Genomic DNA, 25,930 nt, shown 5'->3' with positions numbered 1-25,930 from the left:
GGGCCCTTCACGTCTGCGACGATCACCGCGTGATCGCTCGGCGCAGCCCGCTCACGGCGCAGTGGACGACCCTGGTGCCCTTGCTCGCGGCCGTGCTGCTGATCCTCACCCGGGGCGCGATCTGCCGGCCGCGGTCGTCGCGCCGGTGACCCTGGTGCTCGCGGGAGCCGTCCTGGCCGCCGTGCACCACGCCGAGGTGATGGCCCACCGGGTCGGCGAACCGTTCGGATCCCTCGTCCTCGCCGTGGCCGTCACCATCGTGTCACCCACCATCGAGTCCGGGGCGGAGGCCGCCGGGCTGCACCACGCCGTCGGTCGGGGTGATCATCGCGCTTGCTGGTGCTGCTCCCGGAGACCATCGCCGCGCTGCGCTCCGCGGCGACCGCGTGCAGACCAGCCTTGACCTCGCCCTGGGCTCGGCCATGGCCGGCATCGGCCTGACCATCCCCGCGGTCGCGCTCGCGTCCGTCTGGCTGTCCGGCCCGCTGGTGCTCGGCCTCGGCGCCACGCACACGGTGCTGCGCGCCCTGGCCGTGGTGGTGGCCTCGCTGACCGTGGGACCGGGCCGGGTTACGCCGCTCCAGGGCGGGTTACATCTGGTGCTGTTCGCGGCGTATCTGAAGCTGGCGATCAACCCGTAGACGCTCGACCGTGGAAGCGCGTAAACGCTCGCGCAAGCGTTTACGCGCACCACCGCCAAGGGTCACCCTTCACCCCGAAGCAGGCTCCGCAGCCGCCGCCACCGGCACCGGACGCGTCTCCGGCAGCAGTGCGAAGCACCCCAGGCTGAACAGTGCGATCACCGTCAGATAGGCGGCCACGCCCCAGGGCACCCGCCCGCCCTGCTCGGCCAGCGCCGTCGCCACGATCGGTGTGAGCGCGCCCCCGAGGACCCCGCCGAGGTTGTACCCGACCGCGGCGCCCGTGCAGCGCACCCGCGGCTCGTACAGCTCCGGCAGATACGCGGCGATCACGGCGAACATCGTGATGAACGCGAGCATCGCCCCGAGGAAGCCGAGGAACATCGGCAGCGGCGCGCCGGTGGCGAGGAGCGCGACCATCGGGAACATCCACAGGGCGGCCGCCGCGCACCCGGCCAGGCACAGGGGGCGCCGGCCGTACCGGTCCCCGAGCAGGGCCACCAGCGGCGTGAGCGCGCCCTTCACGACCACGGCGCCCATGATGCAGGTCAGCATGACGCTGCGGCTCACCCCCAGCCGTTCCGTCCCGTAGGCGAGCGACCAGGTCGTCACGGCGTAGAAGATCGCGTAGCCGATCGCGAGCGCCCCGCCGGTCAGGAGAAGCAGGCGCCAGTGGTCGCACAGGACCTCGACGAGCGGCATGCGCGCGTGGTCGTCGATCTTGAGGAAACTCGGGCTCTCGGCGAGCGACGAACGCAGCCACAGCCCCACCACGGCCAGTACCCCCGCCGCCCAGAACGGCACCCGCCACCCCCACGAGGCGAACTGCGCCTCGGACAGCGTCGCCGACAGCCCCAGCACCACACCGTTGGCGAGCAGAAACCCCAGCGCGGGCCCGACCTGCGGGAAGCTCGACCACAGCCCGCGCCGCCCGGCGGGCGCGTGCTCCACCGTCAGCAGCACCGCCCCGCCCCACTCCCCGCCGAGCCCCAGCCCTTGGAGGAAACGCAGCACCAGGAGCAGCAAAGGGGCGGCCACGCCGATCGTCTCGTACGTCGGCAGGCAGCCGACCGCGACCGTGGAGGCACCGGTCAGCAGGAGGGAGGCGACGAGGACAGGTCGCCGCCCCCGCCGGTCCCCGATGTGCCCGAACAGCACCGAACCCAGCGGCCGCGCGATGAAGCCCACTCCGAACGTGGCGAAGGCGGCCAGCGTCCCCGCCAACGGCGAGAAGGTCGGGAAGAACAGCGGCCCCAGGATCAGGGCCGCCGCGGTGCCGTAGACGAAGAAGTCGTAGAACTCGATGGCCGTGCCGGCGAGCGAGGCTGCCGCGAGACGCGGCATGGAGGGGGCCCTTACGGTGCGTACATCGTGCATGCCGCGTCAACTACCCACCGTGACGGCGGGTTACGGGGGCGCGCGGAGGGGTCCGGGGCACTCAGTACGTGACCGTGATGCGCCGGGCCGGTCCGTCCACGCGCACGGTGCCCCCGTACGGGATCACCATCTGCGGGTCGGTGTGCCCGAAGTCCACGTCGAAGACGATCGTGGTCTCGGGGGCGTAGGTCCGCATGGCGCTCAGGACGGCCTCACGCTGGTCGGACGCGTGACGAGCGGCCTCCTCCGGGCTGTTGGGCCGCTCGAAGGACCAGGTCTTCGGGCGGCCCATGAGGAGGGCCGGAAAGCGCTGGAGCAGCCCGCGTTCGCCCATGTTGCGCAGGGTGCTGAAGACCTCCGTGGCGCTCGGCATGTCCTCCGAGGTCTCCAGGAACAGCACGCCGCCGTCGTACCCGGACAGGTCGCGCGGGATCTCGCGGTCGGCCATCAGCAGCCAGCCGATGATCTCCAGGCAGCCGCCCCAACTGCGCCCCTCGACCACCCGGTCGGCGTTGACCCAGGTCCAGCCGGTCCCGGGCCGGGTCTCCGGCTCCGCGTCGAAGGTCGCCGGGTCCGCCCAGTCCCGGTCGATGTCACGCCACCGCTCGGCGGGCCGCAGCTCGTACGGGCCGGAGGTGAACAGGGCCGCCCGCAGGGACTCGGCGGTCTGCGGGTGCATGGCCCCCGGGCGGCCCAGTTCGCACATCACAGTCGCCCCGTGAAAGGCGACGACGCCGCTGTTGCGGAGGTAGGCGAGCAGGTTCGTGTTGTCGCTCATCCCGAAGAACGGCTTCGGGTGGGCCCGGATCAACTCCCGGTCCAGCAGCGGCAGCACGGTGATCTGGTCGTTCCCGCCGATCGACGCGATGACCGCCTTGATGTCCGGGTCGGCGAAGGCCGCGTGGATGTCGTCGGCCCGCTCCTGGGGCGTGGAGCCCATCTTGCGGGTCGCCGGATACTCGACCGGCTCCAGCCCGTACTCCTTGCGCAGCCGCTCCAGGCCGAGCTCGTAGGGGAGCGGTAAGAGCCCCGGCAGGCCGGAGGAGGGCGAGAGCACGGCGATGCGGTCACCGGCGGACGGCTTGGGCGGGTAGGAGAGGCTCGTCATGGCGGGAGGCTACGACCCGGCTGACTGTCGGCGCACCGTGATAAACCGGGTCCGAGCGGCGGTCCGCCACGGGCCGCCCGACCCCGAACGGACCGGAGGAACCGTGCCCCGCACCCTGGCCAACGCCCCGATCATGATCCTCAACGGCCCCAACCTGAACCTGCTCGGCCAGCGCCAGCCGGAAATCTACGGCTCCGACACCCTCGCCGACGTCGAGGCCCTGTGCGCCAAGGCGGCGGCCGCGCACGGCGGCACGGTCGACTTCCGCCAGTCCAACCACGAGGGCGAACTGGTGGACTGGATCCACGAGGCCCGGCTGAACCACTGCGGCATCGTGATCAACCCGGGCGCCTACTCGCATACCTCCGTCGCCATCCTGGACGCCCTCAACACCTGTGACGGCATGCCCGTGTTGGAGGTCCACATCTCCAACATCCACAAGCGCGAGTCGTTCCGGCACCACTCGTACGTCTCGCTGCGCGCCGACGGGGTCATCGCGGGGTGCGGGGTGCAGGGGTACGTGTTCGGAGTGGAGCGGGTCGCGGCGCTGGCCGGGGCGGGGCACGCCGACGCCTGAGCCCTTCTGCAGCCGTCGGCTACAACCTCTGCAGCCGTCGGCTACAACCGCCCCGCTACAGCCGCCCCGCCTCCACGATCCGCCGCAGAAAGCGCCGCGTGCGCTCCTGCCGCGGTTCCCCGAAGACCTGCTCGGCGGTGCCGCGTTCCAGCACCACGCCGCCCTCCAGGAAACACACCTGGTCGGCGACCTCCCGCGCGAAGCCCATCTCGTGTGTGGCCAGCACCATGGTCATGCCCTCGTCCTTCAGGCCGCGGACGACGGTGAGGACCTCGTCCACCAGCTCGGGATCGAGCGCGGCGGTGATCTCGTCGAGCAGCAGCAGCCGGGGACGTACGGCCAGGGCGCGCACGATCGCCGCCCGCTGCTGCTGTCCGCCGCTCAGCCGGTCCGGGTACTCGCCCGCCTTGTCGCCCAGCCCCAGCCGCTCCAGCAGCTCACGCGCGCGTGCCCCGGCCTCGGCGCGGGGCACGCCGTGCACGCGACGGGGCGCGAGCGTGATGTTCTCCAGGACCGTCAGGTGCGGGAAGAGGTTGTACGCCTGGAAGACCACGCCGATCCGGCGGCGCACGGTGTCCTGGTCGACGCGTGGGTCGGTGATCTCCTCGCCGTCCAGCCAGATGGCCCCGTCGTCGATCTCCTCCAGCAGGTTCGCGCACCGCAGCAGCGTGGACTTGCCGGAGCCGGAGGCGCCGATCAGCGCGGTGACCGTGTGCGGGGCGACCTCCAGGTCGATGTCCCGCAGCACGATCGAACCGCCGAAGGACTTGCGGACGGACTCCATGCGCAGCACGGGCGTCTCGCTCATGTGGTTCCTCCCTGGGCCCCGCCGGCGGTCCATCCGTGCCGTCACCCAGTCCGTGAAGCGGGTCATCGGGATGGTCAGCGCGACGAAGACCAGACCCGCGACGATGTACGGCGTGTAGTTGAGGCTGCGGCCCACGATGATGTCGGCGGCCCGTACGGCGTCCACCGCACCGCCGATCGAGACCAGCCCGGTGTCCTTCTGGAGCGACACCAGGTCGTTCAGCAGCGGCGGCACCTGGCGGCGCACCGCCTGGGGCAGCACCACGTACCGCAGCGCCTGCCGGTTGCTCAGCCCGAGCGAGCGGGCCGCGGCGCGCTGCGAGGGGTGCACGGACTCGATGCCGGCCCGGAACACCTCGGCGACGTACGCCGAGTACGTCAGGGTGAGCGCGGTGCCGCCGAGGAGCACCGGATCGACGGTCACCCCCTGGAGCCGCAGTGCGGGGACGCCGAGGACCACGATCATCAGGTTGATGATCAGCGGCAGCCCTCGGAAGAAGTCCGTGTACGCGGCGGCCAGGACGCGCAGCGGGAAGAACACCGGCCCGCGCAGCGTACGGGCCACGGCGATCAGCATGCCGAGGACGAGCACCGCCGCCCCGCAGACCAGCAGCAGCCGGACGTTCAGCCACAGTCCCTCGAGGACCTTCGGGAACGCCTCGCGCGCGTACCCCCAGTCGAAGAATGTCTCCCTGGTGCGCGGCCAGCCCGGGGCGTTGACGACGACCAGGTAGAGGACGGCTCCGGTGACGAGGGTCGAGAGCGCGCCGATCGCCGTGGCGCGCCGGGCGTGGGCGCTCTTGTAGCGCTCACGGTCCAGGCGCCGCTGCGACGGCACGTAGCCGTCCCGCGTGTCGTGCGCGCCGGAGCCCACCGCCGGCTCCTCCTTGTTCACCGTCACTTGAGCACCGGAGCGTCGACGGCGTCCGACAGCCACTGCTGCTCGATCCTCGCGAGCGTGCCGTCCTCGCGCAGCGTGTCCACGGCCCGCGAGACGCAGGAGGTGAGCGCGCTGCCCTTGTCGAGCACGAGACCGAACTGCTCCGGCGTGCCGCCCTGGTTCTCGAACTGGCCGACGATCGTCGCGTCCGTGATCTCGGCCCCGGTGATGTAGAAGGCGGTCGGCAGGTCCACGACGATGGCGTCGACCTGGCCGTTCCTCAGGGCGGACTTGGCCTGGTCGTTCTTGCCGAACACTGCGGCGGCCCGCGTGGGCCGCACCACGTCGTCGATGTAGTCGAGGCTGGTGGTGCCGACCTGGGCGCCCAGCTTCACGTCCTTCAGGTCCGCGACGCTCTTCGCCTTCGCCGCCTTGGAGCCCTTCAGGGCGACGACGGCCTGGCGCACGTCGTAGTAGCCGGACGAGAAGTCCACGGCCTTCTTGCGCTCGTCGCTGATGGACACCTGGTTGATGTCGAGGTCGAACGTCTTCTCGCCGGGCGCGAAGGCCTTGTTGAACGGGACGGTCTGCCAGATGACCTTGTCCTTGCCGTAGCCGAGCTGCCGGGCGACGGCGTACGCGACCGCCGACTCGAAGCCCTTGCCGCTGGCCGGGGCGTCGTCCTTGAACCACGGCTCGTAGGCGGGTTCGTCGGTGGCGATCGTCAGCTTGCCCGAGGTCCGGGTGGCCAACTTGCCCTTCTCGCACGTGTGTCCGGCCGCGGGCTCCTCCGGCTGCGGTGCGCAGCCGACGGCGGTGGCGAGCAGGGCGACGGTGACGGCGGCGGCAGCGCGGCGCAGGGCACGCGGGGCAGGATGCATGGCGCGAGATTGACAGCCGGCGGTCCTGTTTGTCGAGGTCACGACGGAACGTGCTCACATCGTGGGAGCGGGTGTTGCGTTCTTGTGAACGCTCCCCGGCGCGCGCCGAGTTCGGCAGTCGCCGGGGCCGCCGGCCGAGGGCGGGGATCGACAGACCGGCGGCCCATCCGCCCAGGAGCCGTCATCCTGCGCGGGGCTCCTACCAGTTGACCGCGCAACTACGTACAGGGGGAGCGTATGTACGACACCGGCGTGTGCGAACGATTCACACGGGGCGCGTGCGCGGCCCTCTGCTCCACACGCGTGCGCCCCGCGCGGGCCTCACCACCCGCGCGCGTGCCACTCCGGCAACTGCGGGCGTTCCGCGCCCAGCGTCGTGTCGTCGCCGTGCCCCGGGTAGACCCACGTCTCGTCCGGGAGGACGTCGAAGATCTTGGTCTCCACATCGTGGATGAGACTGGCGAACGCCTTGGGGTCCTTGTGGGTGTTGCCCACGCCGCCGGGGAAGAGGCAGTCCCCGGTGAACACATGGGGATGCCCGTGCGGGTCGTCGTAGACGAGGGCGATCGAACCGGGCGTGTGTCCGACCAGGTGGCGCGCGGTGAGTTCCACGCGCCCCACCCGGATGATGTCGCCGTCGTCGACCAGCACGTCGGTCCGCACCGGGATGCCGTCGGCGTCCTCCCGGCCCGCGTACGTGCGAGCGCCGGTGGCCGCCACGACGTCGGCGAGCGCCTGCCAGTGGTCGCCGTGCCGGTGGGTCGTGACGACGGACGCGATGCCGTCGTCACCGATCATGCCGAGCAGGGTCTCCGCCTCGTTCGCGGCGTCGATCAGCAACTGCTCGTCCGTGGCCCGGCAGCGCAGCAGATAGGCGTTGTTGTTCATCGGACCGACCGCGATCTTGGTGATCATCAGGTCCTTGAGCTCGTGCACGTCGGCAGGTCCGCCGACCGTCACCTGTCCGCTGTACGTCATGTCCGCCAGCCTATAGCGGGGGAGCGGCCCGGGTCCTACAGCGGGGGCAGTACCGGAAGTCGGGCGCCGTCCACCGTCAGCGCGGCTCCGGTGCGGCGGCCGGCGAGCCAGCCCAGCAGGTCCGCCGGGGGACCGGTGACGATCACCTCGGGCCCGTCGTCCGTCTCCCGTCCCGTGCTCCACGCGCGCGTGCCGTCCGTGAGGCGCGTGGGCGGTACGTCGGGGTGCCCTGCGAACCGGTCGGCCAGGAAGGCGATCTCCCGCTCCGTGAACTCCGCCGGCAGATCCTCCAGCTCGTACCCGATCCCCAGGTCCACGTGGTGCAGCTCCACCTCCACCCACCGCCGGAACGGCACCCGGGACGCGGAGTCCGTGACCCCGCCCCGCAGCTCCACCGTGCGCGACCAGTCCGCCGGAGCGGCCCCGGCCTCCTGGAGGCGGGCCGCGCTCTCGCGCAGGTCGGCGAGCTGGACGTCGAGGGAGCGCGGGGCGTCCCGCTCGATGTCGGCGTCCCGGGCGTCGCCGGAGACGTACATGGGACGGCCTTCCAGGACGTTCACGAGCGCGTCGGCGTTGCGGGCGAGGTGGGCCAGCACATGGCCCCGGGTCCAGCCGGGTAGCCGTGACGGCTGCGTCACAGAGGCGTTGTCCAGTTTGCCGACTGCGATGAGCAGCCGTTCCGTAGCGGCATGTACAGACGCCAGGTCATGACCGTGATCAATCATGGTGCTGACCCTAGCCCCGGCCACACCTTCGGGTGAAGGTGGTGAACCACTGCCGGTAATCGAAAGCGCGTGCTATATGGTCGGACGTGACGTCGGGCATGCTGGAAAGCCGGGGTTTGTTGGCAACCCGTGAATCCGACCGGCGTTGTCAGTGGCTCCCCCTAGTCTGAGAAAGCACGGGGGCCCCGCCCCTGTCACTTCTCTCAAGAAAGGTGCGGACCGGCGTGGCCGACCGTCTCATCGTTCGTGGAGCGCGCGAGCACAATCTCAAGAACGTCTCGCTCGACCTCCCGCGCGACTCGCTCATCGTCTTCACGGGCCTGTCGGGGTCGGGCAAGTCCTCGCTGGCCTTCGACACCATCTTCGCCGAGGGACAGCGGCGCTACGTGGAGTCGCTGTCCTCGTACGCCCGGCAGTTCCTCGGCCAGATGGACAAGCCGGACGTCGACTTCATCGAGGGCCTGTCCCCGGCCGTCTCCATCGACCAGAAGTCGACCTCGCGCAACCCGCGCTCCACGGTCGGCACCATCACCGAGGTCTACGACTACCTGCGTCTGCTCTTCGCGCGCATCGGCAAGCCGCACTGCCCCGAGTGCGGCCGCCCGATCTCGCGCCAGTCGCCGCAGGCCATCGTCGACAAGGTCCTGGAGCTGCCGGAGGGCAGCCGCTTCCAGGTGCTGTCGCCGCTGGTGCGCGAGCGCAAGGGCGAGTTCGTCGACCTCTTCGCCGACCTCCAGACCAAGGGCTACTCCCGCGCGCGGGTGGACGGCGAGACCATCCAGCTGTCCACCCCGCCCACGCTGAAGAAGCAGGAGAAGCACACCATCGAGGTGGTCGTCGACCGCCTCACGGTCAAGGAAGGCGCCAAGCGCCGTCTCACCGACTCCGTCGAGACCGCCCTCGGCCTGTCCGGCGGCATGGTCGTGCTCGACTTCGTCGACCTCCCCGAGGACGACCCCGAGCGCGAGCGCATGTACTCGGAGCACCTGTACTGCGCGTACGACGACCTGTCCTTCGAGGAGCTGGAGCCGCGCTCCTTCTCCTTCAATTCGCCCTTCGGCGCCTGCCCGGACTGCTCCGGCATCGGCACGCGCATGGAGGTCGACGCGGAGCTCATCGTCCCGGACCCGGACAAGAGCCTCGACGAGGGTGCCATCCACCCCTGGTCGCACGGCCACACCAAGGACTACTTCGGCCGCCTGATCGGCGCACTCGCCGACGCCCTGGGCTTCCGTACGGACATCCCCTTCGCGGGCCTCCCGCAGCGCGCCAAGAAGGCACTGCTCCACGGCCACAAGACCCAGGTCGAGGTCCGCTACCGCAACCGCTACGGGCGCGAGCGCCGGTACACCACGGCCTTCGAGGGCGCCGTCCCCTTCGTCAAGCGCCGGCACAGCGAGGCCGAGAGCGACGCCAGCCGCGAGCGCTTCGAGGGCTACATGCGCGAGGTGCCCTGCCCGACCTGTGAGGGCACGCGCCTGAAGCCGATCGTCCTCGCGGTCACGATCATGGACAAGTCCATCGCGGAGGTCTCCGCGATGTCGATCAGCGACTGCGCGGACTTCCTGAGGGAGCTGAAGCTCAGCGCCCGCGACAAGAAGATCGCCGAGCGCGTCCTGAAGGAGGTCAACGAGCGGCTGCGCTTCCTCGTCGACGTCGGCCTGGACTACCTCTCGCTGAACCGCGCGGCCGGCACCCTCTCCGGCGGCGAGGCCCAGCGCATCCGTCTGGCCACCCAGATCGGCTCCGGCCTCGTCGGCGTGCTGTACGTCCTCGACGAGCCGTCCATCGGCCTGCACCAGCGCGACAACCACCGGCTGATCGAGACCCTGGTCCGGCTGCGCGACATGGGCAACACGCTCATCGTCGTCGAGCACGACGAGGACACCATCAAGACCGCCGACTGGATCGTCGACATCGGCCCCGGCGCCGGTGAGCACGGCGGCAAAGTCGTGCACAGCGGCTCCCTGAAGGAACTGCTCGTCAACGCCGAGTCGCAGACCGGTCAGTACCTGTCCGGCAAGAAGGCCATCCCGCTGCCCGACATCCGGCGTCCGGTCGACCCCTCCCGGCAGCTCACGGTGCACGGCGCCCGTGAGAACAACCTCCAGGACATCGACGTCTCGTTCCCGCTGGGCGTGTTCACCGCCGTCACCGGCGTGTCCGGCTCCGGCAAGTCGACCCTGGTCAACGACATCCTGTACACGCACCTGGCCCGCGAGCTGAACGGCGCGAGGAACGTGCCCGGGCGGCACACGCGCGTGGACGGCGACGACCTCGTCGACAAGGTCGTGCACGTCGACCAGTCGCCCATCGGCCGCACCCCCCGCTCCAACCCGGCCACGTACACCGGCGTCTTCGACCACATCCGCAAGCTGTTCGCCGAGACCACCGAGGCGAAGGTCCGCGGCTACATGCCCGGCCGCTTCTCCTTCAACGTCAAGGGCGGCCGCTGCGAGAACTGCGCGGGCGACGGCACCATCAAGATCGAGATGAACTTCCTCCCGGATGTCTACGTCCCGTGCGAGGTCTGCCACGGCGCCCGGTACAACCGGGAGACCCTGGAGGTCCACTACAAGGGCAAGTCCATCGCCGACGTCCTGAACATGCCGATCGAGGAGGCCACGGAGTTCTTCGAGGCGGTCCCCGCGATCTCCCGCCACATGAAGACCCTCAAGGACGTCGGCCTCGGCTACGTCCGGCTCGGCCAGTCCGCGACCACCCTGTCCGGCGGTGAGGCCCAGCGCGTCAAGCTCGCCAGCGAGCTCCAGCGCCGCTCCACCGGCCGCACGGTCTACGTCCTGGACGAGCCGACCACCGGTCTGCACTTCGAGGACATCAGCAAGCTGCTGACGGTCCTGTCCGGACTGGTCGACAAGGGCAACACAGTCATCGTCATCGAGCACAACCTCGACGTGATCAAGACCGCCGACTGGATCGTCGACATGGGCCCCGAAGGCGGCGCCGGCGGCGGTCTGGTCGTCGCCGAGGGCACGCCCGAGGAGGTAGCCGCGGTCCCGGCCAGCCACACCGGCAAGTTCCTGCGCGAGGTCCTCGGCGCCGACCGGATCAGTGACGCGTCCTCCGTCAAGGCACCGCGCAAGACGGCCGCGAAGAAGACGGTCCCCGCGCAGACCAGGGCGACCAGGACCGCCACCAGGACGGTCAACAACACCGCGGCCGGCACCGCGGCCAAGAAGACAGCCGCGAAGTCCACGAAGGCCGCCGCGAAGAAGACGACGCGGACGACGAAGGGCTGACCGGCTCCTTCCCACGCGACGCGCCGTGTCCCACAGGGAGTCCCTGTGGGACACGGCGCGTCGTAGTGCGGTCAGGCGTTCTCCGGCTCCACGAACTGCATGTCGAGCTGGATCTTCACCACCTCACCGAGCAGACCGGGGGCGAAGTCGAGCCCGAACTCGCTGCGCCGGATCTCGCCCGTCGCCTCGAAGCCGGCTTGCCGGCTGCCGTCCATGGGCACATCGACCAGCCCGCCGAACTCCACGGCGAGCGCCACCGGGCGAGTCACCTCGCCGATCGTCAGCTCGCCCTCCATCGTCCAGTGCTCCCCCTCACCCGACACCCGCGTCGAGCGGTACGTCATCGTCGGGCGCTTCTCGACGTCGGGCAGATCGGAGGCGCGTACATGCGCGTCCCGGTCGGCGTTGCCGGTGTCGATCGAGGCCAGGTCGACGGTCGCCGAGACCCGCACGTCCTCGACGCGTTCCCCGACGAACAGTTCGGCCTCCAGCCGCTCGAAGCGCCCCCGCACCTTGGCGATGCCCAGGTGACGGATGGTGAAGCCCACGGCGGAGTGGAGCGGGTCGAGGGCCCAGGGGCCAGCGGCAGTGCGGTGGTGGCGGTGTCATTCGTCATGCCCTCCACCCTGAAGGCCGCGCGCGCTCCGAGGGAGACCGGCCCGAACCTGGTGGTGAAGGGGCTACCCGCCGCGCCCGCAGGCGCTGAACGTTCGGCGGGTGAGCGGCTACGAGTCGGGCACGTTCCTGCGCAGCTGGCGCGAAGCCGTCACCCCGGCGGAGGCGGGCCTGCCCGCCGGCCCCGCGCCCGGCGCCGCACCCCGGGCCTGCGGCGTGCCGAACTGGCCACGCTCGCTGGCGTCAGCGTCGAACCGGCTGGAACAGGGACGCGACCGCAACCCCTCCGCCCAGGTGCTCGGCGCCCTCGCCGACGTTCTCAACCTGTCTCTCGCCGACCGAATGCTGCTGCGCCGCCTGACCAAGGAGGCCGACGGCGGCGACCCGCTGCTGTGCGCGGCGGCCCCGCCGCTCAGCCGCACGGCGCGCCCCACCGTACGGGCCGTGCTGGACCACCTGGAGCCGGCTCCCGCACTGGTGGTCAACTGGGTCGGCGACGTCCTGACCCACACGGCCGGTTACGAACGCCTGGTCGGCCCCATCGGCCTGCTCGACGACGAGCGCCCCAATCCGCTGAGGTACCTGTTCACCGACGGGCGGGCCCGCAGCGCCTACCGCGACTGGGACCGGGTGGCCGACGACCTCGTCGCCCGGCTCCGGCACGGCGTCCCCTTGCGGGACCCGCACCTCGCCGAGCCGGCCGACGAGCTGACGGTGGCGGCCGGAGCGGACTTCGCCGACCTGGCCACGGCACCGCGACGGACGGGCTCCCAGCACATCGAGCACCCCGAGGCCGGATCGCTGCGACTGCTGCACGAGACGTTCGCGTCCGACGAGGGCCAGCGCCTGATCGTCCACCTGCCCGCGGACGATGCCACGGCCGCCGCCATGGACCGCCTCAACGGCCGTCGCCCCGGCGCGCTGCGGGCCGTGGGGGAGGCCGGCTGAGCGACACGCACCGGGGCGCGTTCCGTGTCGTCCGCCCTGAACCGCCGGAGGTGTCAGCCCTCCAGTTCGTGCGCGTACGGCGGTTCCGCCCCGGCCCGGGAGCAGGTGATCGCCGCCGCACGGGCCGCGAAGCCCAGCAGCCCCGTCCAGCCGTCGGGCCCCAGCGTGGCCAGCGCCTGCACGCTGAGCGCGTCACGTGCCGCGAGTCCGTGCAGCAGCGCCGCGTTCACCGTGTCTCCCGCGCCGATGGTGTCCACGACCTCCACCCGCTCGCCCGGCACCGAGTACTCGCCACCGGCGGTGAAGGCGGTCAGCCCGTCGCCGCCCCGGGTGATCACGACCGCCGCGGGACCGGCCGCCAGCCACTCCTGGGGCGTGCCGCCGAGCCACTGGGCGTCCTCCTCGGACAGCTTCAGCAGCGACACCGACGGCAGCCAGCTCTTGAACCGCGCCCGGTAGGCGTCCGCGTCCGGGATCAGCCCGGCCCTGATGTTCGGGTCCAGCGCGGTGAACACGCCCCGCGCGGCCGTCGCACGCATCAGCTCCTCGTAGGCGCTCGCCCCCGGCTCCAGCACCAGCGAGCAGGTCCCGAAGGAGACGGCCCGGGTGCCCGGCGGCAGCGCGGAGGGCGCCGTGAACAGCCGGTCCGCCGTCCCGTCGACGTAGAAGGAGTACGCCGCCGAGCCGTCCGCGCCGACCGTGGCGACGGCGAGGGTCGTGGGCTCGGCGCCGCGCTGCACCGACGACACGTCCACCCCGGTCTCCCGCAGCCGGTCCAGAAGGACCTCCCCGAAGGCGTCGTACGACACCCGGGAGCAGAAGGCTGCGGGGGAGCCGAGACGGCCCAGTGCCACCGCCGTGTTGTAGGGGCCGCCGCCGAGCGCCGGCCGGAGTGCCGCCAGGGCACCCGTGCCCCGCGGTACCAGGTCGATCAGTGCCTCACCGGCGACGACGATCATGCGACGATTCCTCTCTCGGACTGCGCGGACTGCTCAGGCTGCTCGAGCCGCACGGACTGCCCCGACTCCGCGGGCCGTGCCGGCTCCTCGGGGCAGCCGCACGACGTGCGGTGGGCGAAGGCGCAGGGGAGCCGCACGGTCCGGGCGGGCCGGTCCGGCTCGGCGAGACGTTCCAGGAGCACGCGTACGGCCCGGGCGCCGATGTCCCTGCTGGGCTGCGCGATCGCGGTGAGCCGGGGCGAGAACAGGTCCGCCCAGGCGAAGTCGTCGAAGCAGCACAGCGCGATGTCGCCGGGCACGGACAGGCCGTGCGCGCGCAGGGCACGCAGCGCCCCGATGGTCATGGCGTTGTTGCCGGTGACCAGCGCGGTGGGCGGCACCACGAGGGACAGCAGGGCGGCGGTGGCCTGTTCGGCGCCGGCCGACTCCGAGTCGCCGTGCACCAGGAGCCGTTCGTCGTACGGCAGTCCCGCGAACGCGAGGCCGGTCCGGTAGCCGGTGATCCGCTCGCTCGTGGTGCTGAGCCCCGGCCGTCCCGCCACCAGCCCGATCCGCCGGTGACCGAGACCGGCGAGGTGGGTGACCAGCCGGGACGTCGGTTCGGCGTTGTCGGCGCAGACCTGGTCGAAGCGCGGTCCGCCGTCCGGGGCGTCCACCAGCCGGTCGAGGAACACGGCCGGTACGTCGTGCCGCCCCAGGTAGGCGAGCAGCCCGCGCGGATCCGCGGAGGGCGCGACGATCATGCCGTCCACCCGGCGCTCGTGCAGCAGCTGGACGACCTTGCGCTCGTGCTCCGGGTCGTCGTGCGGATCGGCGATCAGGAGGCTGTAACCGTGTTCCAGGGCACTGGCCTCGACGCCCTGGAGGATCTCCGTGAAGTAGGGGTTGCTGATCGCCGACACCGCGAGCCCGATGGACCGGGTGCGGGCCGTCACCAGGGAACGGGCCAGCGTGTTCGTGGTGTAGCCCAGCTCCTCCACGGCGTCCAGGACCGCCTGGCGGGTGTGCGGCAGTACCGGCCGGGTGCCGTTCAGGACGTGCGAGACGGTCGCCACGGAGACACCGGCGCTCCGTGCGACGTCGGCCATGGTCGCCATGGCGTTCCCTCCGCCTTCCCGTCCGTCTTCCGATGCGCCGTCCGGCGCCCCACAGCCGGGACGGTATCGCATCCAATGCCGGACGTAAACGTTTGCGCAAGCGTTTACGTCGGCCGGCGTGTTCGTCACGTCCTTGGTCCGGGGCCGGGCGGGTCCGGGGCCGGGCGCCGGCCCCGTCGTCGTCCGTCCGGCTACTCCCAGGCCCAGCCGATCCCCACGAACCCGGACCGCACCCGCGGCTCGACCAGGTGAACCGACCGGTGCCGCGCGCTCAGCGCCAGGTCCTGGCAGCCGGTGCGCGGGGCCGCCGCCGAGTGCTGGGCGAAACGGTGGCAGCGCGCCGGGAGGGCCGCCGCGTCGAAGCACACCTGGAGCGCGTACTGGCCGCCGGGGGAGTCGAAGCCGCGGAGGTACTCGTATGACACACCGGCCGTGCCGTCCTCGACGCCGAAACGGAACAGGAACGTGTCACCGGCCCGCAGCCGGGTGTCGAAGAGCAGCTCGGCGGCGAGCACACCCGTGTCGCGGTGCCAACGGACGCGTCCCGTGCGGCAGTTCTCCAGCGCGTGCACCCTCATGCGCTCCGGCACGGCCCCCCGGTCGCCGTGGTGGACGGCCACGAAGCGGTCGACGCCGTCCCGGTGGGCGCGCACGATGTGGTGCGACTCCCGCTCGGCCAGTTCGCGCCGCGCCCCGATCCGCAGCCGCTCGTGGTGCCCGAGGGTGTGCAGACCGCCGTCCGGCGGGCAGTCCAGCTCGGCCAGCAGCTGGTCCAGGACCCCGGAGGCCTCGACGAGGGAGCGGTAGGAGCGGGCCGCGGACCGGTGCCCGGAGGGGCCTTCGCCGGACTCGGCGAGCAGCCGGATCAGCGACTCCTCGGGAAGTTCCAGGATCTCCTCCAGCGCGCGCACGGCCCGCAGCGACTCGGGGCGCTGCGGGCGCCTGGCCCCCTGCTGCCAGTAACTCAGGCTGGTGACGCCGACCTTCACCCCGTGCCGGGACAGATGGTGCTGCACGCGTTGCAGCGGCAGCCCGCGGGCGGCGATCGCGGCACGCAGGGCGACGTGGAAGGGGCCGCCTCGCAGAACAGAGTCCAGTTCCGCGGTGGCGACGTCCGCGTGCTGTGGGGCGTGCGGCATGCAGGGGCCTCTCTGTGAGTCGGCGACGGCTGGTCAGACCGTTCGCACGGCCCGCCCGGGGCCGTCCCGCCGGCGCAGGGGAAACCTTCACATCCGTACGCCGTCGTTCAGGGTCCCGAGTTCCCCCGCATTGAAGCGTGTTGACCTGGTCCCGACAACACCTGATGCCGGACAGTGACGTACTCCTGCGCCCGGCCCCGTCCGGACATGCGACCGCCCGGGGTGCAGCACCCCGGGCGGTCTCTGCTGACGGTGCGCCCGGCCTCCGCCGGGGCCGGCCCTGTCTAGAGCCTGTCCGGCGGATCTTTCCGGGCTCGGCGCTCCTGGCACAGCTGCGTTACTGGGCGGCACCAAGGTTGGCCGGACAGTCACGCGAGCGATGGCCACCGATCGGCGGCCCACTCCAGCCATCCGGACCACCCAGGAGGCGGACCTCCTACCTCATGTCCATCGAGTTCCGTGGCGTCGGGCTCCTCGAACAGCGTCCTCCAGTGCAAGAGGTCCGTCTCGCTCATCGCGAAGGTCTGATCAGGGGTGGTCGACTGGCGATGGGCGATCCGAGCGCGTTGGGTCTCATGGTCCACCGGCACGTACACGAGTTGACAGGACGCGCCCACAGACATCACCAACCAGCGGATCGTGGACCTCTTGTCACGAGACCAGCATCCGAAATCCAGGACCACGTTCGTTCCCAGCTTCAGCGCCTCCAGACCCAGCCAGAGCAGCCGTCCTTCCAGCACATCGCGCTTCCCGGCCGGCTGCGGATCACCGAACAGCGGGAGCATCCACTCATCAGGCGTCAGCCGCAGCGCGCTGTGCTCCTTGGCCAGCTGCCGCGCTCTCGTTGTCTTTCCGGCCCCTGGCAGGCCGACCGTCAGGAACAACGTCGTCACGCCCAGATCTTGTCACGAAGGCCAAGCCCGCTTCCCCTACGGGTGGGACGACGGCAGACGGGGAGATCAGGCAGGTGGTTGTTGTGGAAAACCATGAGGCCGCCGCTATGGAGGCTCGCGTTTTCAGTCAGCTGGTGGTCTTGACGGGTGCGCTGCTGCGTCCGTGGCGTCGACCGCTGAGCTCGGCGTCGAGCGTCTCCTGAGCCTCCCGCATGGCCTCGGCGTACACGGGGTCCTGCAGCCGCTCCCACATCTGCTCTTCAGTGAGGTCCTCAACCTGGCCGGACACCCACCAGATGTTGCCGAAGGGGTCCTTGATACGTCCTCCGCGCTGCCCGAAGGCATCGTTGGCCAGGGGCGTGATGACATGGCCGCCGGCTTCGATGGCTTGGGTGAATGCCTTGTCCACGTCGGCTGCGTACACGTTCAGCAGGCTCGGCATGGTGGGCCAGTCGGCGTGCCGGTCGAAGGCCATCACGACGGTGTCGCCGATTCGGATCTCAGCGTGACCGATCAGGCCGTCCTCGGTCACCACTCGCGCCAGTTCTTCACCGTCGAACGCCTGGGCGACGAAGTCGAGGAAGGCCCCCGTGTCGTCCGTGACGACCCAAGGTGCGACGGTGGTGTAGCCCTGCGGCGCGGCGTTGGTCTGCTCGGGCATCGCGGTCCTTTCGCTGAAGTTGATTGCCAGCAGGGAGGTTAGCGACGAAGTAGGCCAACGTTTGTCCTAATACTCCAGTCTGACTTCGCGATCTTGTCGCGGACCCGGCTGGGAACGGGTACGGCCACCGCGTGATCATCGGGGGTTGTGTGGACTTCTGAAGATCGTGCGGTGGCCGCAGGCCATAGCGTAGACCCTGCCTCCTGGCGGGCGATGTTCGACCAGGTCATGGCCCGGATCGCGGGCCGGTTCCGGCGAGTTGAACCCCGGGCTGCGGCCCGCGCCTACCTGCTCGGACTACTGTCGAACGTCGAACGTCGAACGGAAGAACTGCTGGCAGCTGGCCGAACAGGGCGGCCTTGCCCGGCCCGGGCCGATGCAACGCCTGCTGCGCTACGCCCGCTGGGACGCCGAGGCGGTCCGCGACGACCTGCGCGTCTACGCCGCCGAACATCTCGGCACTGACGGCGGCGTTCTCGTCGTCGACGAGACCGGCTTCCTGAAGAAGGGCCGGTCCTCGGCGGGAGTGCAGAGGCAGTACACCGGCACCGCGGGACGCATCGAGAACGCGCAGGTCGGCGTGTTCCTCGCCCTGGCCACCAGCCGGGGCCGGGCCCTGATCGACCGACGGCTCTACCTTCCGGACTCCTGGTGCACTGATCCCGAACGCCGCAGCGCGGCCGGAATACCCGACGACGTGGAGTTCGCCACCAAGCCACGCCTGGCCGCAGAAATGATCACCGCCGCGCTGGACGCCGGGATCACCGCCCCCTGGGTGACCGGCGACGAAGCCTACGGCCAGGACCCCCAGCTTCGTGCCGCCCTCGAGGCACGCGGCGTCGGCTACGTCCTGGCCGTCGCCTGCTCGACTCGGGTGAGGATCAACCACGGCCGCACACCCATCCGCGCGGATACTGCCGCCGGCCGGCTGCCCGCCTCTGCCTGGCAGCGGCACAGCGCAGGCAACGGCGCGAAGGGTCCGCGCTACTACGACTGGGCCTGGATCCACATCGGCACCGGCAGCCACCGCCACCTGCTCGTCCGCCGCAACCGCACTACCGGCGAACTCGCCTTCTACCTGTGCTGGTCACCCGCCACGGTCACCCTTGCGGAGCTGGTCCGCGTCGCCGGTGTCCGCTGGAGCGTCGAGGAGTGCTTCCAGGCCACCAAGGGCCAGGTCGGTCTCGACCACTACCAGGTCCGCAACTGGACCGCCTGGCACCGGCACATCACCCTCGCCATGTTCGCTCTGGCCTTCCTGACCGCCCTCGCCGCCAGCGCGGCCCCCGAGCGGCCCAACGACCCCTACCACCCCACCCGCAGTCGCGAGCCGATCACGCTGACCGTCCCGGAGATCCGCCACCTGCTCGCCACCGTCCTCACCCCGCCGGCCATGTCCGTGGCCAGGCTGCTGCACTGGTCCACCTGGCGCAGACGACACCAGGCCACAGCCCGACGCAGCCACTACCGACGACGATCCGCCGACGAACCCGCTGGATAGATCACGAAACCGCACTGGAGTACTAATCGCTCCGCTGCAGCGGAAGAACGGCTGGACGCTGGCGGAGGAAGCCGGCCACGCAGGCCCGGACCGTATCCACCGGATGCTGAACCGGATCGAGTGGGACGCGGATGAGGTGCTCGACGACGTGCGTCAGTACGTGGTCGAAAACCTCCACGACCAGGACGCCGTCCTGGTCGTGGACGACACGGGCTTCCTGAAGAAGGGGACGCGGTCGGCCGGGGTGCAGCGGCAGTACTCCGGCACCGCTGGGCGGACGGAGAACTGCCAGGTCGGCGTCTTCCTCGCATATGCAACCGACCGCGGGCGGACACTGATCGACCGGCGTCTGTATCTGCCCACCTCCTGGACCGACGACCGCGAAAGGTGCCGCCGGGCCGGCGTCGATGACGAGGTCGCCTTTGAGACCAAGGTGGCCATGGCGAAGGCGATGGTCCGCCGCGCCATGGCGGACAAGATGCCGTTTCGGTGGGTGACCGCGGATGCCGCCTACGGGTTCAGCAAAGGCTGGCGGTCGGAACTGGAGCGGGCGGACGTCTTCCACGTCATGGCCACCACCCGCCACGACACCGTGGTCACCCGCTGGGCGATCGACCATCCCGTCCACGACTTGTTCAACGGTCTTGCCCGGCAGAAATGGAAGCGTCGTTCCTGCGGCAGCGGGGCTCACGGCCTGCGGATCTACGACTGGGCACGCGTCGAGGTCCGGCCCTGGCACCGGCCCGACCGCCGCCACTGGGTCATCGCCCGCCGCAGCGTGAGCCGACCCGGGGAGATCTCTTCTACATCGCCTACTGCCCGGCCGAGACAACACTTGACGACCTGATCCGCATCGCGGGCAGCAGGTGGGCCATCGAGGAGTGCTTCCAGAGCGCGAAACAGGAATGCGGCCTGGACGACTACCAAGTCCGCCGCTTCCCCGGCTGGCACCGACACATGACCCTGGCCATGGCCGCCCACGCCTGCCTGACCGTCCTGCGAGCCCGCGAGCTGGATGCCGGGAAAGCAGAAACGGATCCTCCCAGCTCATCCACCTCAGCCTCGCCGAGATACGACGGCTGATCACCCGCCTCACCGACCGCCGACCCGCCCCCGTCGAGCACATCCTGCACTGGTCGGCCTGGCGCCGAAGACGACAACACCAGGCCCGCACCAGCCACTACAAACGACGCGGACACAGCCTCTGACCTGGCCATCAGTCACGGCAAGCACCGTTGCAGTACTAGGAGCGGTCGCTTCCGCCCCGTTCCTCGACGGCCAGGCGCTTGGCCCGCACTATGTCGGGGTCGCGAGGGTCGAGGGCGTCGTGCAGCGCGAACGGTTCGTCCGCGTACCGGCGGGCACGGACGGCCCGCCGGGTTTTCTCGATCCGCATCCGCTTCATCTGCGCAGCCCTCCGACCCGTGGCCCGCCCGTTTCTCACCGAAACGGGCGGTCCGCACCGACAACCTGTGCCTGCACCGACACGGACTCCGTCCGCCGGACATCGCCGTGTTCCCGTGGGATGCCTCCATTCCCGCTCCCGGCGTGCCGTAACCCCGGGCGGGGCATGCCGTTGGAAACCGCCCCCTCGCCGAGCCCGTGCTCGTGCCCCGCCGTCCCGTCGGACTGTCGGTGCTCGCCAGTAGGGTGTGAGACATGGCCGACCCCTCCAGCTACCGCCCCAAACCGGGTGAGATCCCCGACTCGCCGGGGGTCTACAGGTTCCGTGACGAGCACCGCCGGGTGATCTACGTCGGAAAGGCGAAGAGCCTGCGCCAGCGCCTGGCGAACTACTTCCAGGACCTGGCGGGCCTGCACCCGCGCACCCGCTCCATGGTCACCACGGCCGCGTCCGTGGAGTGGACGGTGGTGTCCACGGAGGTCGAGGCGCTCCAGCTGGAGTACTCGTGGATCAAGGAGTACGACCCCCGGTTCAACGTCAAGTACCGCGACGACAAGAGCTACCCGTACCTCGCGGTGACGATGAACGAGGAGTTCCCCCGCGTGCAGGTGATGCGCGGTCACAAGAAGAAGGGCGTCCGCTACTTCGGGCCGTACGCGCACGCGTGGGCGATCCGCGACACCGTCGACCTGTTGCTGCGCGTCTTCCCCGTGCGCACGTGTTCGGCCGGCGTCTTCAAGAACGCCGCCCGTACGGGCCGCCCCTGCCTGCTCGGCTACATCGACAAGTGCTCGGCCCCCTGCGTGGACCGGGTCTCCGCCGAGGAGCACCGCGAACTGGCCGACGAGTTCTGCGACTTCATGACCGGCCGTACGAACACGTACATCCGCCGCCTGGAGCAGCAGATGGGCGAGGCGGCCGAGGAGATGGAGTACGAGCGGGCGGCCCGGCTGCGCGACGACATCGAGGCCCTGAAGAAGGCCATGGAGAAGAACGCGGTCGTGCTCGCCGACGCGACCGACGCCGATCTGATCGCGGTCGCCGAGGACGAACTGGAGGCGGCCGTCCAGATCTTCCACGTGCGCGGCGGACGCGTGCGCGGCCAGCGCGGCTGGGTCACCGACAAGGTGGAGGAGATCACCACCGGCGCCCTCGTGGAGCACGCCCTCCAGCAGCTGTACGGCGAGGAGACGGGCGACGCCGTGCCCAAGGAGGTCCTGGTCCCCGCCCTGCCCGACCCTGTGGAGCCCGTCCAGGAGTGGCTCACCGGCCGGCGCGGCTCGGGCGTCTCCCTGCGCATCCCGCAGCGCGGCGACAAGAAGGCCCTCATGGAGACGGTGCAGCGCAACGCCCAGCAGGCGCTCGTCCTGCACAAGACCAAGCGCGCCTCCGACCTGACCACGCGCTCGCGTGCCCTGGAGGAGATCGCCGACGCGATCGACCTCGACAGCGCCCCGCTGCGGATCGAGTGCTACGACATCTCCCACCTCCAGGGCGACGACGTGGTGGCCTCCATGGTCGTCTTCGAGGACGGCCTGGCCCGCAAGAGCGAGTACCGGCGGTTCCAGATCAAGGGCTTCGCCGGGCAGGACGACGTTCGCTCCATGCACGAGGTGATCACCCGACGCTTCCGCCGCTACCTCGCCGAGAAGGAGAGGACGGGCGAGTGGGCGGACGAGACCACCCAGGACGGGGAGACCGCCGAGAGCGGCGAGACCATCGGAACGAGCCTGACCGAGGACGACGGCCGCCCCAAGAAGTTCGCCTACCCGCCGCAGCTCGTGGTCGTCGACGGCGGCGCCCCTCAGGTCGCGGCCGCCCGGCGGGCCCTGGACGACCTCGGGATCGACGACATCGCCGTGTGCGGCCTCGCCAAGCGCCTGGAGGAGGTCTGGCTGCCCGGTGACGACGACCCGGTGGTCCTGCCCCGCACCAGCGAGGGCCTGTACCTGCTCCAGCGGGTCCGTGACGAGGCCCACCGCTTCGCGATCACCTACCAGCGCACCAAGCGGTCCAAGCGCTTCCGCGCCAGCCCCCTGGACGACGTCCCGGGGCTCGGGGACACGCGCAAGCAGGCACTCCTGAAGTACTTCGGTTCGTTGAAGAAGCTGCGATCCGCCACCATCGACCAGATCTGCGAGGTTCCCGGCATAGGCCGCAAGACCGCCGAGACGATCGCGGCGGCCCTCGCCCAGGCGGCCCCGGCCACACCCGCCGTCAACACGGCGACTGGAGAGATCATGGAAGAGGAACCCGGCACCATGGGTGCCGGTGGGGAGCCCGTGCGGACGGGCGCCCCGGACGAACGACGGGGGCAGGAGACATGAATGTGAACGAGCACGACGGGCAAGCAGAGCAAGCCGGAGACGGAGCACAGGTGAGTACGGGCACGCCCAACGACAAGGCCGGAGTCCCGGACGCGGCCATCCCCGAGCTGGTGATCATCTCCGGCATGTCCGGGGCCGGCCGCTCGACGGCCGCGAAATGTCTGGAGGACCTCGGCTGGTTCGTCGTCGACAACCTGCCGCCCGCGCTGATCCCCACCATGGTGGAGCTCGGCGCCCGCTCCCAGGGCAACGTGGCCCGGATCGCCGTCGTCGTCGACGTCCGCGGCCGCCGCTTCTTCGACAACCTCCGCGAGTCCCTCGCCGACCTGGAGGCGAAGAACGTCACCCGGAGGATCGTCTTCCTGGAGTCCTCCGACGAGGCCCTGGTGCGCCGCTTCGAGTCGGTGCGCCGCCCGCACCCCCTCCAGGGCGACGGCCGGATCGTCGACGGCATCGCCGCCGAGCGCGAGCTGCTGCGCGAGCTGCGCGGCGACGCCGACCTGGTGATCGACACCTCCAGCCTCAACGTGCACGAGCTGCGCGCCAAGATGGACGCCCAGTTCGCCGGCGAGGAGGAGCCGGAGCTGCGGGCCACGGTCATGTCCTTCGGCTACAAGTACGGGCTGCCGGTCGACGCCGACCTGGTCGTCGACTGCCGCTTCCTGCCGAACCCGCACTGGGTCCCGGAGCTGCGCCCGTTCACCGGCCTGAACGACGAGGTGTCCGGGTACGTCTTCAACCAGCCCGGCGCCAAGGAGTTCCTCGACCGGTACACGGAGCTCCTCCAGCTCATCGCCACCGGCTACCGCCGTGAAGGCAAGCGCTATGTGACCATCGCCGTGGGCTGCACGGGCGGCAAGCACCGCTCGGTCGCCATGTCGGAGAAGCTCGCCGCCCGGCTCGCCGCCGAGGGCGTGGAGACGGTGGTCGTACACCGGGACATGGGACGCGAATGACACGACGTACTCCGCGGCTGAGCCGGCTGCGCCGGGTGGTGCCCGAGGGCAGCACCGACGGAAGGGGCGGCCGGCCTGCCGAGGCCCGGGGCGGAAGACCCCGCCGCCGGGGCACCCAGCCCAAGGTCGTCGCCCTGGGCGGCGGCATGGGGCTGTCCGCCTCGCTGGCCGCGCTGCGCCGGATCACCGGCGACCTCACCGCCGTGGTCACCGTGGCCGACGACGGAGGCTCCAGCGGCCGGCTGCGCGACGAACTGGGCGTGCTGCCGCCCGGCGACCTGCGCAAGGCCCTGGCCGCGCTGTGCGGTGACGACGACTGGGGCCAGACCTGGGCGCGCGTCATCCAGCACCGCTTCCAGTCCAAGGGCGACCTGCACGAACACGCGGTCGGCAACCTGCTGATCGTCGCCCTGTGGGAGCAGCTCGGCGACCACGTCCAGGCCCTCGACCTGGTCGGACGGCTGCTCGGCGCGCAGGGACGCGTGCTGCCCATGTCCGCCGTCCCGCTGGAGCTCCAGGCCCTGGTCAAGGGCCACGACCCGGCGCGCCCGGACGAGGTGGACACGGTCCGCGGCCAGGCCACCGTCGCCCTCACCCCGGGCGAGGTGCAGTCCGTGCACGTCGTGCCGCACGACCCGCCCGCCGTGCCCGAGGCGGTCGAAGCCGTCCTGGACGCGGACTGGGTGGTGCTCGGCCCCGGCTCCTGGTTCTCCTCGGTCATCCCGCACCTGCTGGTGCCCGAGCTGCTGGACGCGCTCACGCAGACCAAGGCCCGGCGGGTACTCTCCCTGAACCTCGCCCCGCAGCCCGGAGAAACAGAGGGCTTCTCCCCGCAGCGTCATTTGGAGGTTTTGGGACGACACGCCCCTAAACTCGCCCTGGACGTGGTGCTGGCCGACGAGGCCGCCGTGCCCGATCGCGACTCCCTGACCGATGCCGCCAAGCGGTTCGGGGCCGCGGTCGAGCTGGCGCCGGTGGCCCGGCCCGACGGGACCCCGAGGCATGACCCGGAGCTGTTGGCCGCCGCGTACGACCGTATTTTTCGGATGCATGGAAGGATCGGCCCATGGCGATGACGGCAGCGGTGAAGGACGAGATCTCCCGGCTCCCCGTCACCCGGACCTGCTGCAGAAAGGCGGAGGTCTCCGCCATTCTGCGGTTCGCCGGCGGCCTTCACCTGGTGAGCGGTCGGATCGTGATCGAGGCGGAGCTGGACACGGCGATGGCGGCCCGCCGCCTCAAGCGGGACATCCTGGAGATCTTCGGCCACAGCTCGGAGCTGATCGTGATGGCACCGGGCGGACTGCGCCGCGGCTCGCGCTACGTCGTGCGCGTCGTCGCGGGCGGTGACCAGCTGGCCCGCCAGACCGGCCTGGTCGACGGGCGGGGCCGCCCGATCCGCGGCCTGCCCCCGCAGGTGGTCTCGGGGGCCACCTGCGACGCCGAGGCCGCCTGGCGGGGCGCCTTTCTGGCCCACGGCTCGCTCACCGAGCCCGGCCGTTCCTGCTCCCTGGAGGTGACCTGCCCCGGCCCCGAGGCCGCGCTCGCCCTGGTCGGCGCCGCCCGGCGCCTCCAGATCCCCGCGAAGGCCCGCGAGGTCCGCGGCGTGGACCGGGTGGTCGTACGCGACGGCGACGCGATCGGCGCCCTGCTCACCCGGCTCGGTGCCCACGAGTCGGTGCTGGCCTGGGAGGAGCGCCGGATGCGCCGCGAGGTGCGGGCCACGGCGAACCGGCTCGCCAACTTCGACGACGCCAACCTGCGCCGCTCGGCCCGCGCGGCCGTCGCCGCCGGTGCCCGGGTACAGCGCGCGCTGGAGATCCTCGGCGAGGACGTGCCCGAGCACCTCGCCGCGGCCGGCCGGCTGCGTATGGAGCACAAGCAGGCCTCCCTGGAGGAGCTGGGCGCGCTCGCCGACCCGCCGCTGACCAAGGACGCCGTCGCCGGCCGGATCCGCCGCCTGCTGGCCATGGCCGACAAGCGCGCCTCCGACCTGGGCATTCCGGGCACCGAGGCCAACCTCTCCGAGGAGCTGGCCGACAATCTCGTAGGCTGATCCCACAGTCCGTCAAGGAGCCGGTGCCGACCGCCATTTGGGTGGTCGGCACCGGCTCTTGCGTGTCGTTGGGGCGCTCTTGACTCGATCATGGACTGTCATGAGCCTGGCATCTATTCGCTGCTGTGGCGAGCCCACA

The 25,930-nt window shown here is 70.9% G+C and carries 21 protein-coding genes and 4 pseudogenes; 10 read left to right on the top strand and 15 right to left on the bottom strand.

Annotated elements, in window-relative coordinates:
- Positions 1-22 precede the first annotated feature (22 nt).
- Positions 23-208 (bottom strand): hypothetical protein, encoded by a 186-nt coding sequence (locus V8690_RS09785; RefSeq protein WP_338777380.1) that lies wholly within the window; start codon positions 206-208, stop codon positions 23-25.
- Positions 209-320: 112 nt separating this feature from the next.
- Between V8690_RS09785 and V8690_RS09780 the strand changes: the two genes are divergently transcribed.
- Positions 321-641 (top strand): hypothetical protein, encoded by a 321-nt coding sequence (locus tag V8690_RS09780; RefSeq protein WP_338777379.1) that lies wholly within the window; start codon positions 321-323, stop codon positions 639-641.
- 69 nt (positions 642-710) lie between these two features.
- On the opposite strand, the gene V8690_RS09775 is transcribed toward V8690_RS09780, so the two are convergent.
- On the bottom strand, positions 711-1,985 hold the full coding sequence (locus V8690_RS09775) for an MFS transporter (RefSeq protein WP_338777378.1): 1,275 nt from the start codon (positions 1,983-1,985) through the stop codon (positions 711-713).
- A 94-nt stretch (positions 1,986-2,079) separates the two neighbouring features.
- A complete protein-coding gene (locus tag V8690_RS09770; RefSeq protein WP_338777376.1) occupies positions 2,080-3,126 on the bottom strand; it encodes a S66 peptidase family protein in 1,047 nt (348 codons plus the stop codon).
- Positions 3,127-3,229: 103 nt separating this feature from the next.
- Here V8690_RS09770 and aroQ point away from each other — a divergent pair, with 103 nt between their 5' ends.
- Positions 3,230-3,703 (top strand): type II 3-dehydroquinate dehydratase, encoded by a 474-nt coding sequence (aroQ, locus tag V8690_RS09765; RefSeq protein WP_086599349.1) that lies wholly within the window; start codon positions 3,230-3,232, stop codon positions 3,701-3,703.
- Positions 3,704-3,758: 55 nt separating this feature from the next.
- Here the strand turns inward: aroQ and V8690_RS09760 are convergent, their stop codons facing one another.
- The 5 genes and pseudogenes from V8690_RS09760 to V8690_RS09740 form a co-directional block, all read right to left on the bottom strand.
- Complete coding sequence (locus tag V8690_RS09760) at positions 3,759-4,511, bottom strand: amino acid ABC transporter ATP-binding protein (RefSeq protein ID WP_338785302.1); 753 nt, start codon at positions 4,509-4,511, stop codon at positions 3,759-3,761.
- A gap of 18 nt (positions 4,512-4,529) precedes the next feature.
- Positions 4,530-5,405: pseudogene (locus V8690_RS09755) on the bottom strand (amino acid ABC transporter permease); the annotation flags it as partial.
- Positions 5,406-5,407: 2 nt separating this feature from the next.
- Entirely contained in the window at positions 5,408-6,271 is an 864-nt protein-coding gene (locus V8690_RS09750; protein WP_338777374.1) for an ABC transporter substrate-binding protein, read from the bottom strand.
- Positions 6,272-6,592: 321 nt separating this feature from the next.
- Entirely contained in the window at positions 6,593-7,249 is a 657-nt protein-coding gene (locus V8690_RS09745; protein WP_338777371.1) for an MBL fold metallo-hydrolase, read from the bottom strand.
- Between the two features lie 35 nt (positions 7,250-7,284).
- Positions 7,285-7,974 (bottom strand): maleylpyruvate isomerase family mycothiol-dependent enzyme, encoded by a 690-nt coding sequence (locus tag V8690_RS09740; RefSeq protein ID WP_338777369.1) that lies wholly within the window; start codon positions 7,972-7,974, stop codon positions 7,285-7,287.
- Positions 7,975-8,198: 224 nt separating this feature from the next.
- On the opposite strand from V8690_RS09740, the gene uvrA reads away from it, so the two are divergent.
- Positions 8,199-11,234 carry an excinuclease ABC subunit UvrA gene (uvrA, locus tag V8690_RS09735; RefSeq protein ID WP_338777366.1) on the top strand — a complete coding sequence of 1,012 codons (3,036 nt, stop codon included), beginning with the start codon at positions 8,199-8,201 and terminating at the stop codon, positions 11,232-11,234.
- 71 nt (positions 11,235-11,305) lie between these two features.
- On the opposite strand, the gene V8690_RS09730 is transcribed toward uvrA, so the two are convergent.
- On the bottom strand, positions 11,306-11,782 hold the full coding sequence (locus V8690_RS09730; RefSeq protein WP_338777364.1) for a YceI family protein: 477 nt from the start codon (positions 11,780-11,782) through the stop codon (positions 11,306-11,308).
- A 169-nt stretch (positions 11,783-11,951) separates the two neighbouring features.
- Between V8690_RS09730 and V8690_RS09725 the strand changes: the two are divergent.
- Positions 11,952-12,797, top strand: a pseudogene (locus tag V8690_RS09725) (helix-turn-helix domain-containing protein).
- Between the two features lie 53 nt (positions 12,798-12,850).
- On the opposite strand, the gene V8690_RS09720 reads toward V8690_RS09725, so the two are convergent.
- From V8690_RS09720 to V8690_RS09700, 5 genes are all read right to left on the bottom strand, one after another.
- The gene (locus tag V8690_RS09720) at positions 12,851-13,756 is read right to left on the bottom strand and encodes a carbohydrate kinase (RefSeq protein WP_338777362.1); all 906 of its coding nucleotides are present in this window, start codon (positions 13,754-13,756) and stop codon (positions 12,851-12,853) included.
- A complete protein-coding gene (locus V8690_RS09715) occupies positions 13,753-14,853 on the bottom strand; it encodes a LacI family DNA-binding transcriptional regulator (protein WP_338777360.1) in 1,101 nt (366 codons plus the stop codon). Before V8690_RS09715 ends, V8690_RS09720 begins: the two co-directional genes overlap by 4 nt.
- 191 nt (positions 14,854-15,044) lie before the next feature.
- Complete coding sequence (locus V8690_RS09710; protein WP_338777358.1) at positions 15,045-15,992, bottom strand: hypothetical protein; 948 nt, start codon at positions 15,990-15,992, stop codon at positions 15,045-15,047.
- A 368-nt stretch (positions 15,993-16,360) separates the two neighbouring features.
- Complete coding sequence (locus V8690_RS09705) at positions 16,361-16,885, bottom strand: ATP-binding protein (RefSeq protein ID WP_338777355.1); 525 nt, start codon at positions 16,883-16,885, stop codon at positions 16,361-16,363.
- A gap of 127 nt (positions 16,886-17,012) precedes the next feature.
- Complete coding sequence (locus V8690_RS09700; protein ID WP_338777353.1) at positions 17,013-17,546, bottom strand: VOC family protein; 534 nt, start codon at positions 17,544-17,546, stop codon at positions 17,013-17,015.
- Positions 17,547-17,774: 228 nt separating this feature from the next.
- Between V8690_RS09700 and V8690_RS09695 the strand changes: the two are divergent.
- Together V8690_RS09695 and V8690_RS09690 are read left to right on the top strand one after the other, a co-directional pair.
- Positions 17,775-19,047, top strand: a pseudogene (locus V8690_RS09695) (IS701 family transposase).
- 22 nt (positions 19,048-19,069) lie between these two features.
- Positions 19,070-20,130, top strand: a pseudogene (locus V8690_RS09690) (IS701 family transposase); the annotation flags it as partial.
- 160 nt (positions 20,131-20,290) lie between these two features.
- Here V8690_RS09690 and V8690_RS09685 read toward each other — a convergent pair.
- Entirely contained in the window at positions 20,291-20,443 is a 153-nt protein-coding gene (locus V8690_RS09685; RefSeq protein ID WP_162501109.1) for a hypothetical protein, read from the bottom strand.
- A 263-nt stretch (positions 20,444-20,706) separates the two neighbouring features.
- Between V8690_RS09685 and uvrC the strand changes: the two genes are divergently transcribed.
- The 4 genes from uvrC to whiA are packed head-to-tail and all read left to right on the top strand — an operon-like array spanning position 20,707 to position 25,791.
- Complete coding sequence (uvrC, locus tag V8690_RS09680; protein ID WP_338777349.1) at positions 20,707-22,779, top strand: excinuclease ABC subunit UvrC; 2,073 nt, start codon at positions 20,707-20,709, stop codon at positions 22,777-22,779.
- Positions 22,776-23,735, top strand: coding sequence for an RNase adapter RapZ (gene rapZ / locus V8690_RS09675; protein WP_338777346.1), 960 nt, complete (start codon positions 22,776-22,778; stop codon positions 23,733-23,735). The genes uvrC and rapZ overlap by 4 nt, the downstream gene beginning before the upstream one ends.
- Positions 23,732-24,811 carry a uridine diphosphate-N-acetylglucosamine-binding protein YvcK gene (gene yvcK, locus V8690_RS09670; protein WP_338777343.1) on the top strand — a complete coding sequence of 360 codons (1,080 nt, stop codon included), beginning with the start codon at positions 23,732-23,734 and terminating at the stop codon, positions 24,809-24,811. The genes rapZ and yvcK overlap by 4 nt, the downstream gene beginning before the upstream one ends.
- Positions 24,802-25,791, top strand: coding sequence for a DNA-binding protein WhiA (whiA, locus tag V8690_RS09665; RefSeq protein ID WP_338777341.1), 990 nt, complete (start codon positions 24,802-24,804; stop codon positions 25,789-25,791). Before yvcK ends, whiA begins: the two co-directional genes overlap by 10 nt.
- Positions 25,792-25,930: the final 139 nt, after the last annotated feature.

This window comes from Streptomyces sp. DG1A-41 (assembly GCF_037055355.1).
Taxonomy (GTDB): domain Bacteria; phylum Actinomycetota; class Actinomycetes; order Streptomycetales; family Streptomycetaceae; genus Streptomyces.
Note: the sequence above shows the minus strand (reverse complement) of the source record. Positions and strands in the feature narration are given on the sequence as shown.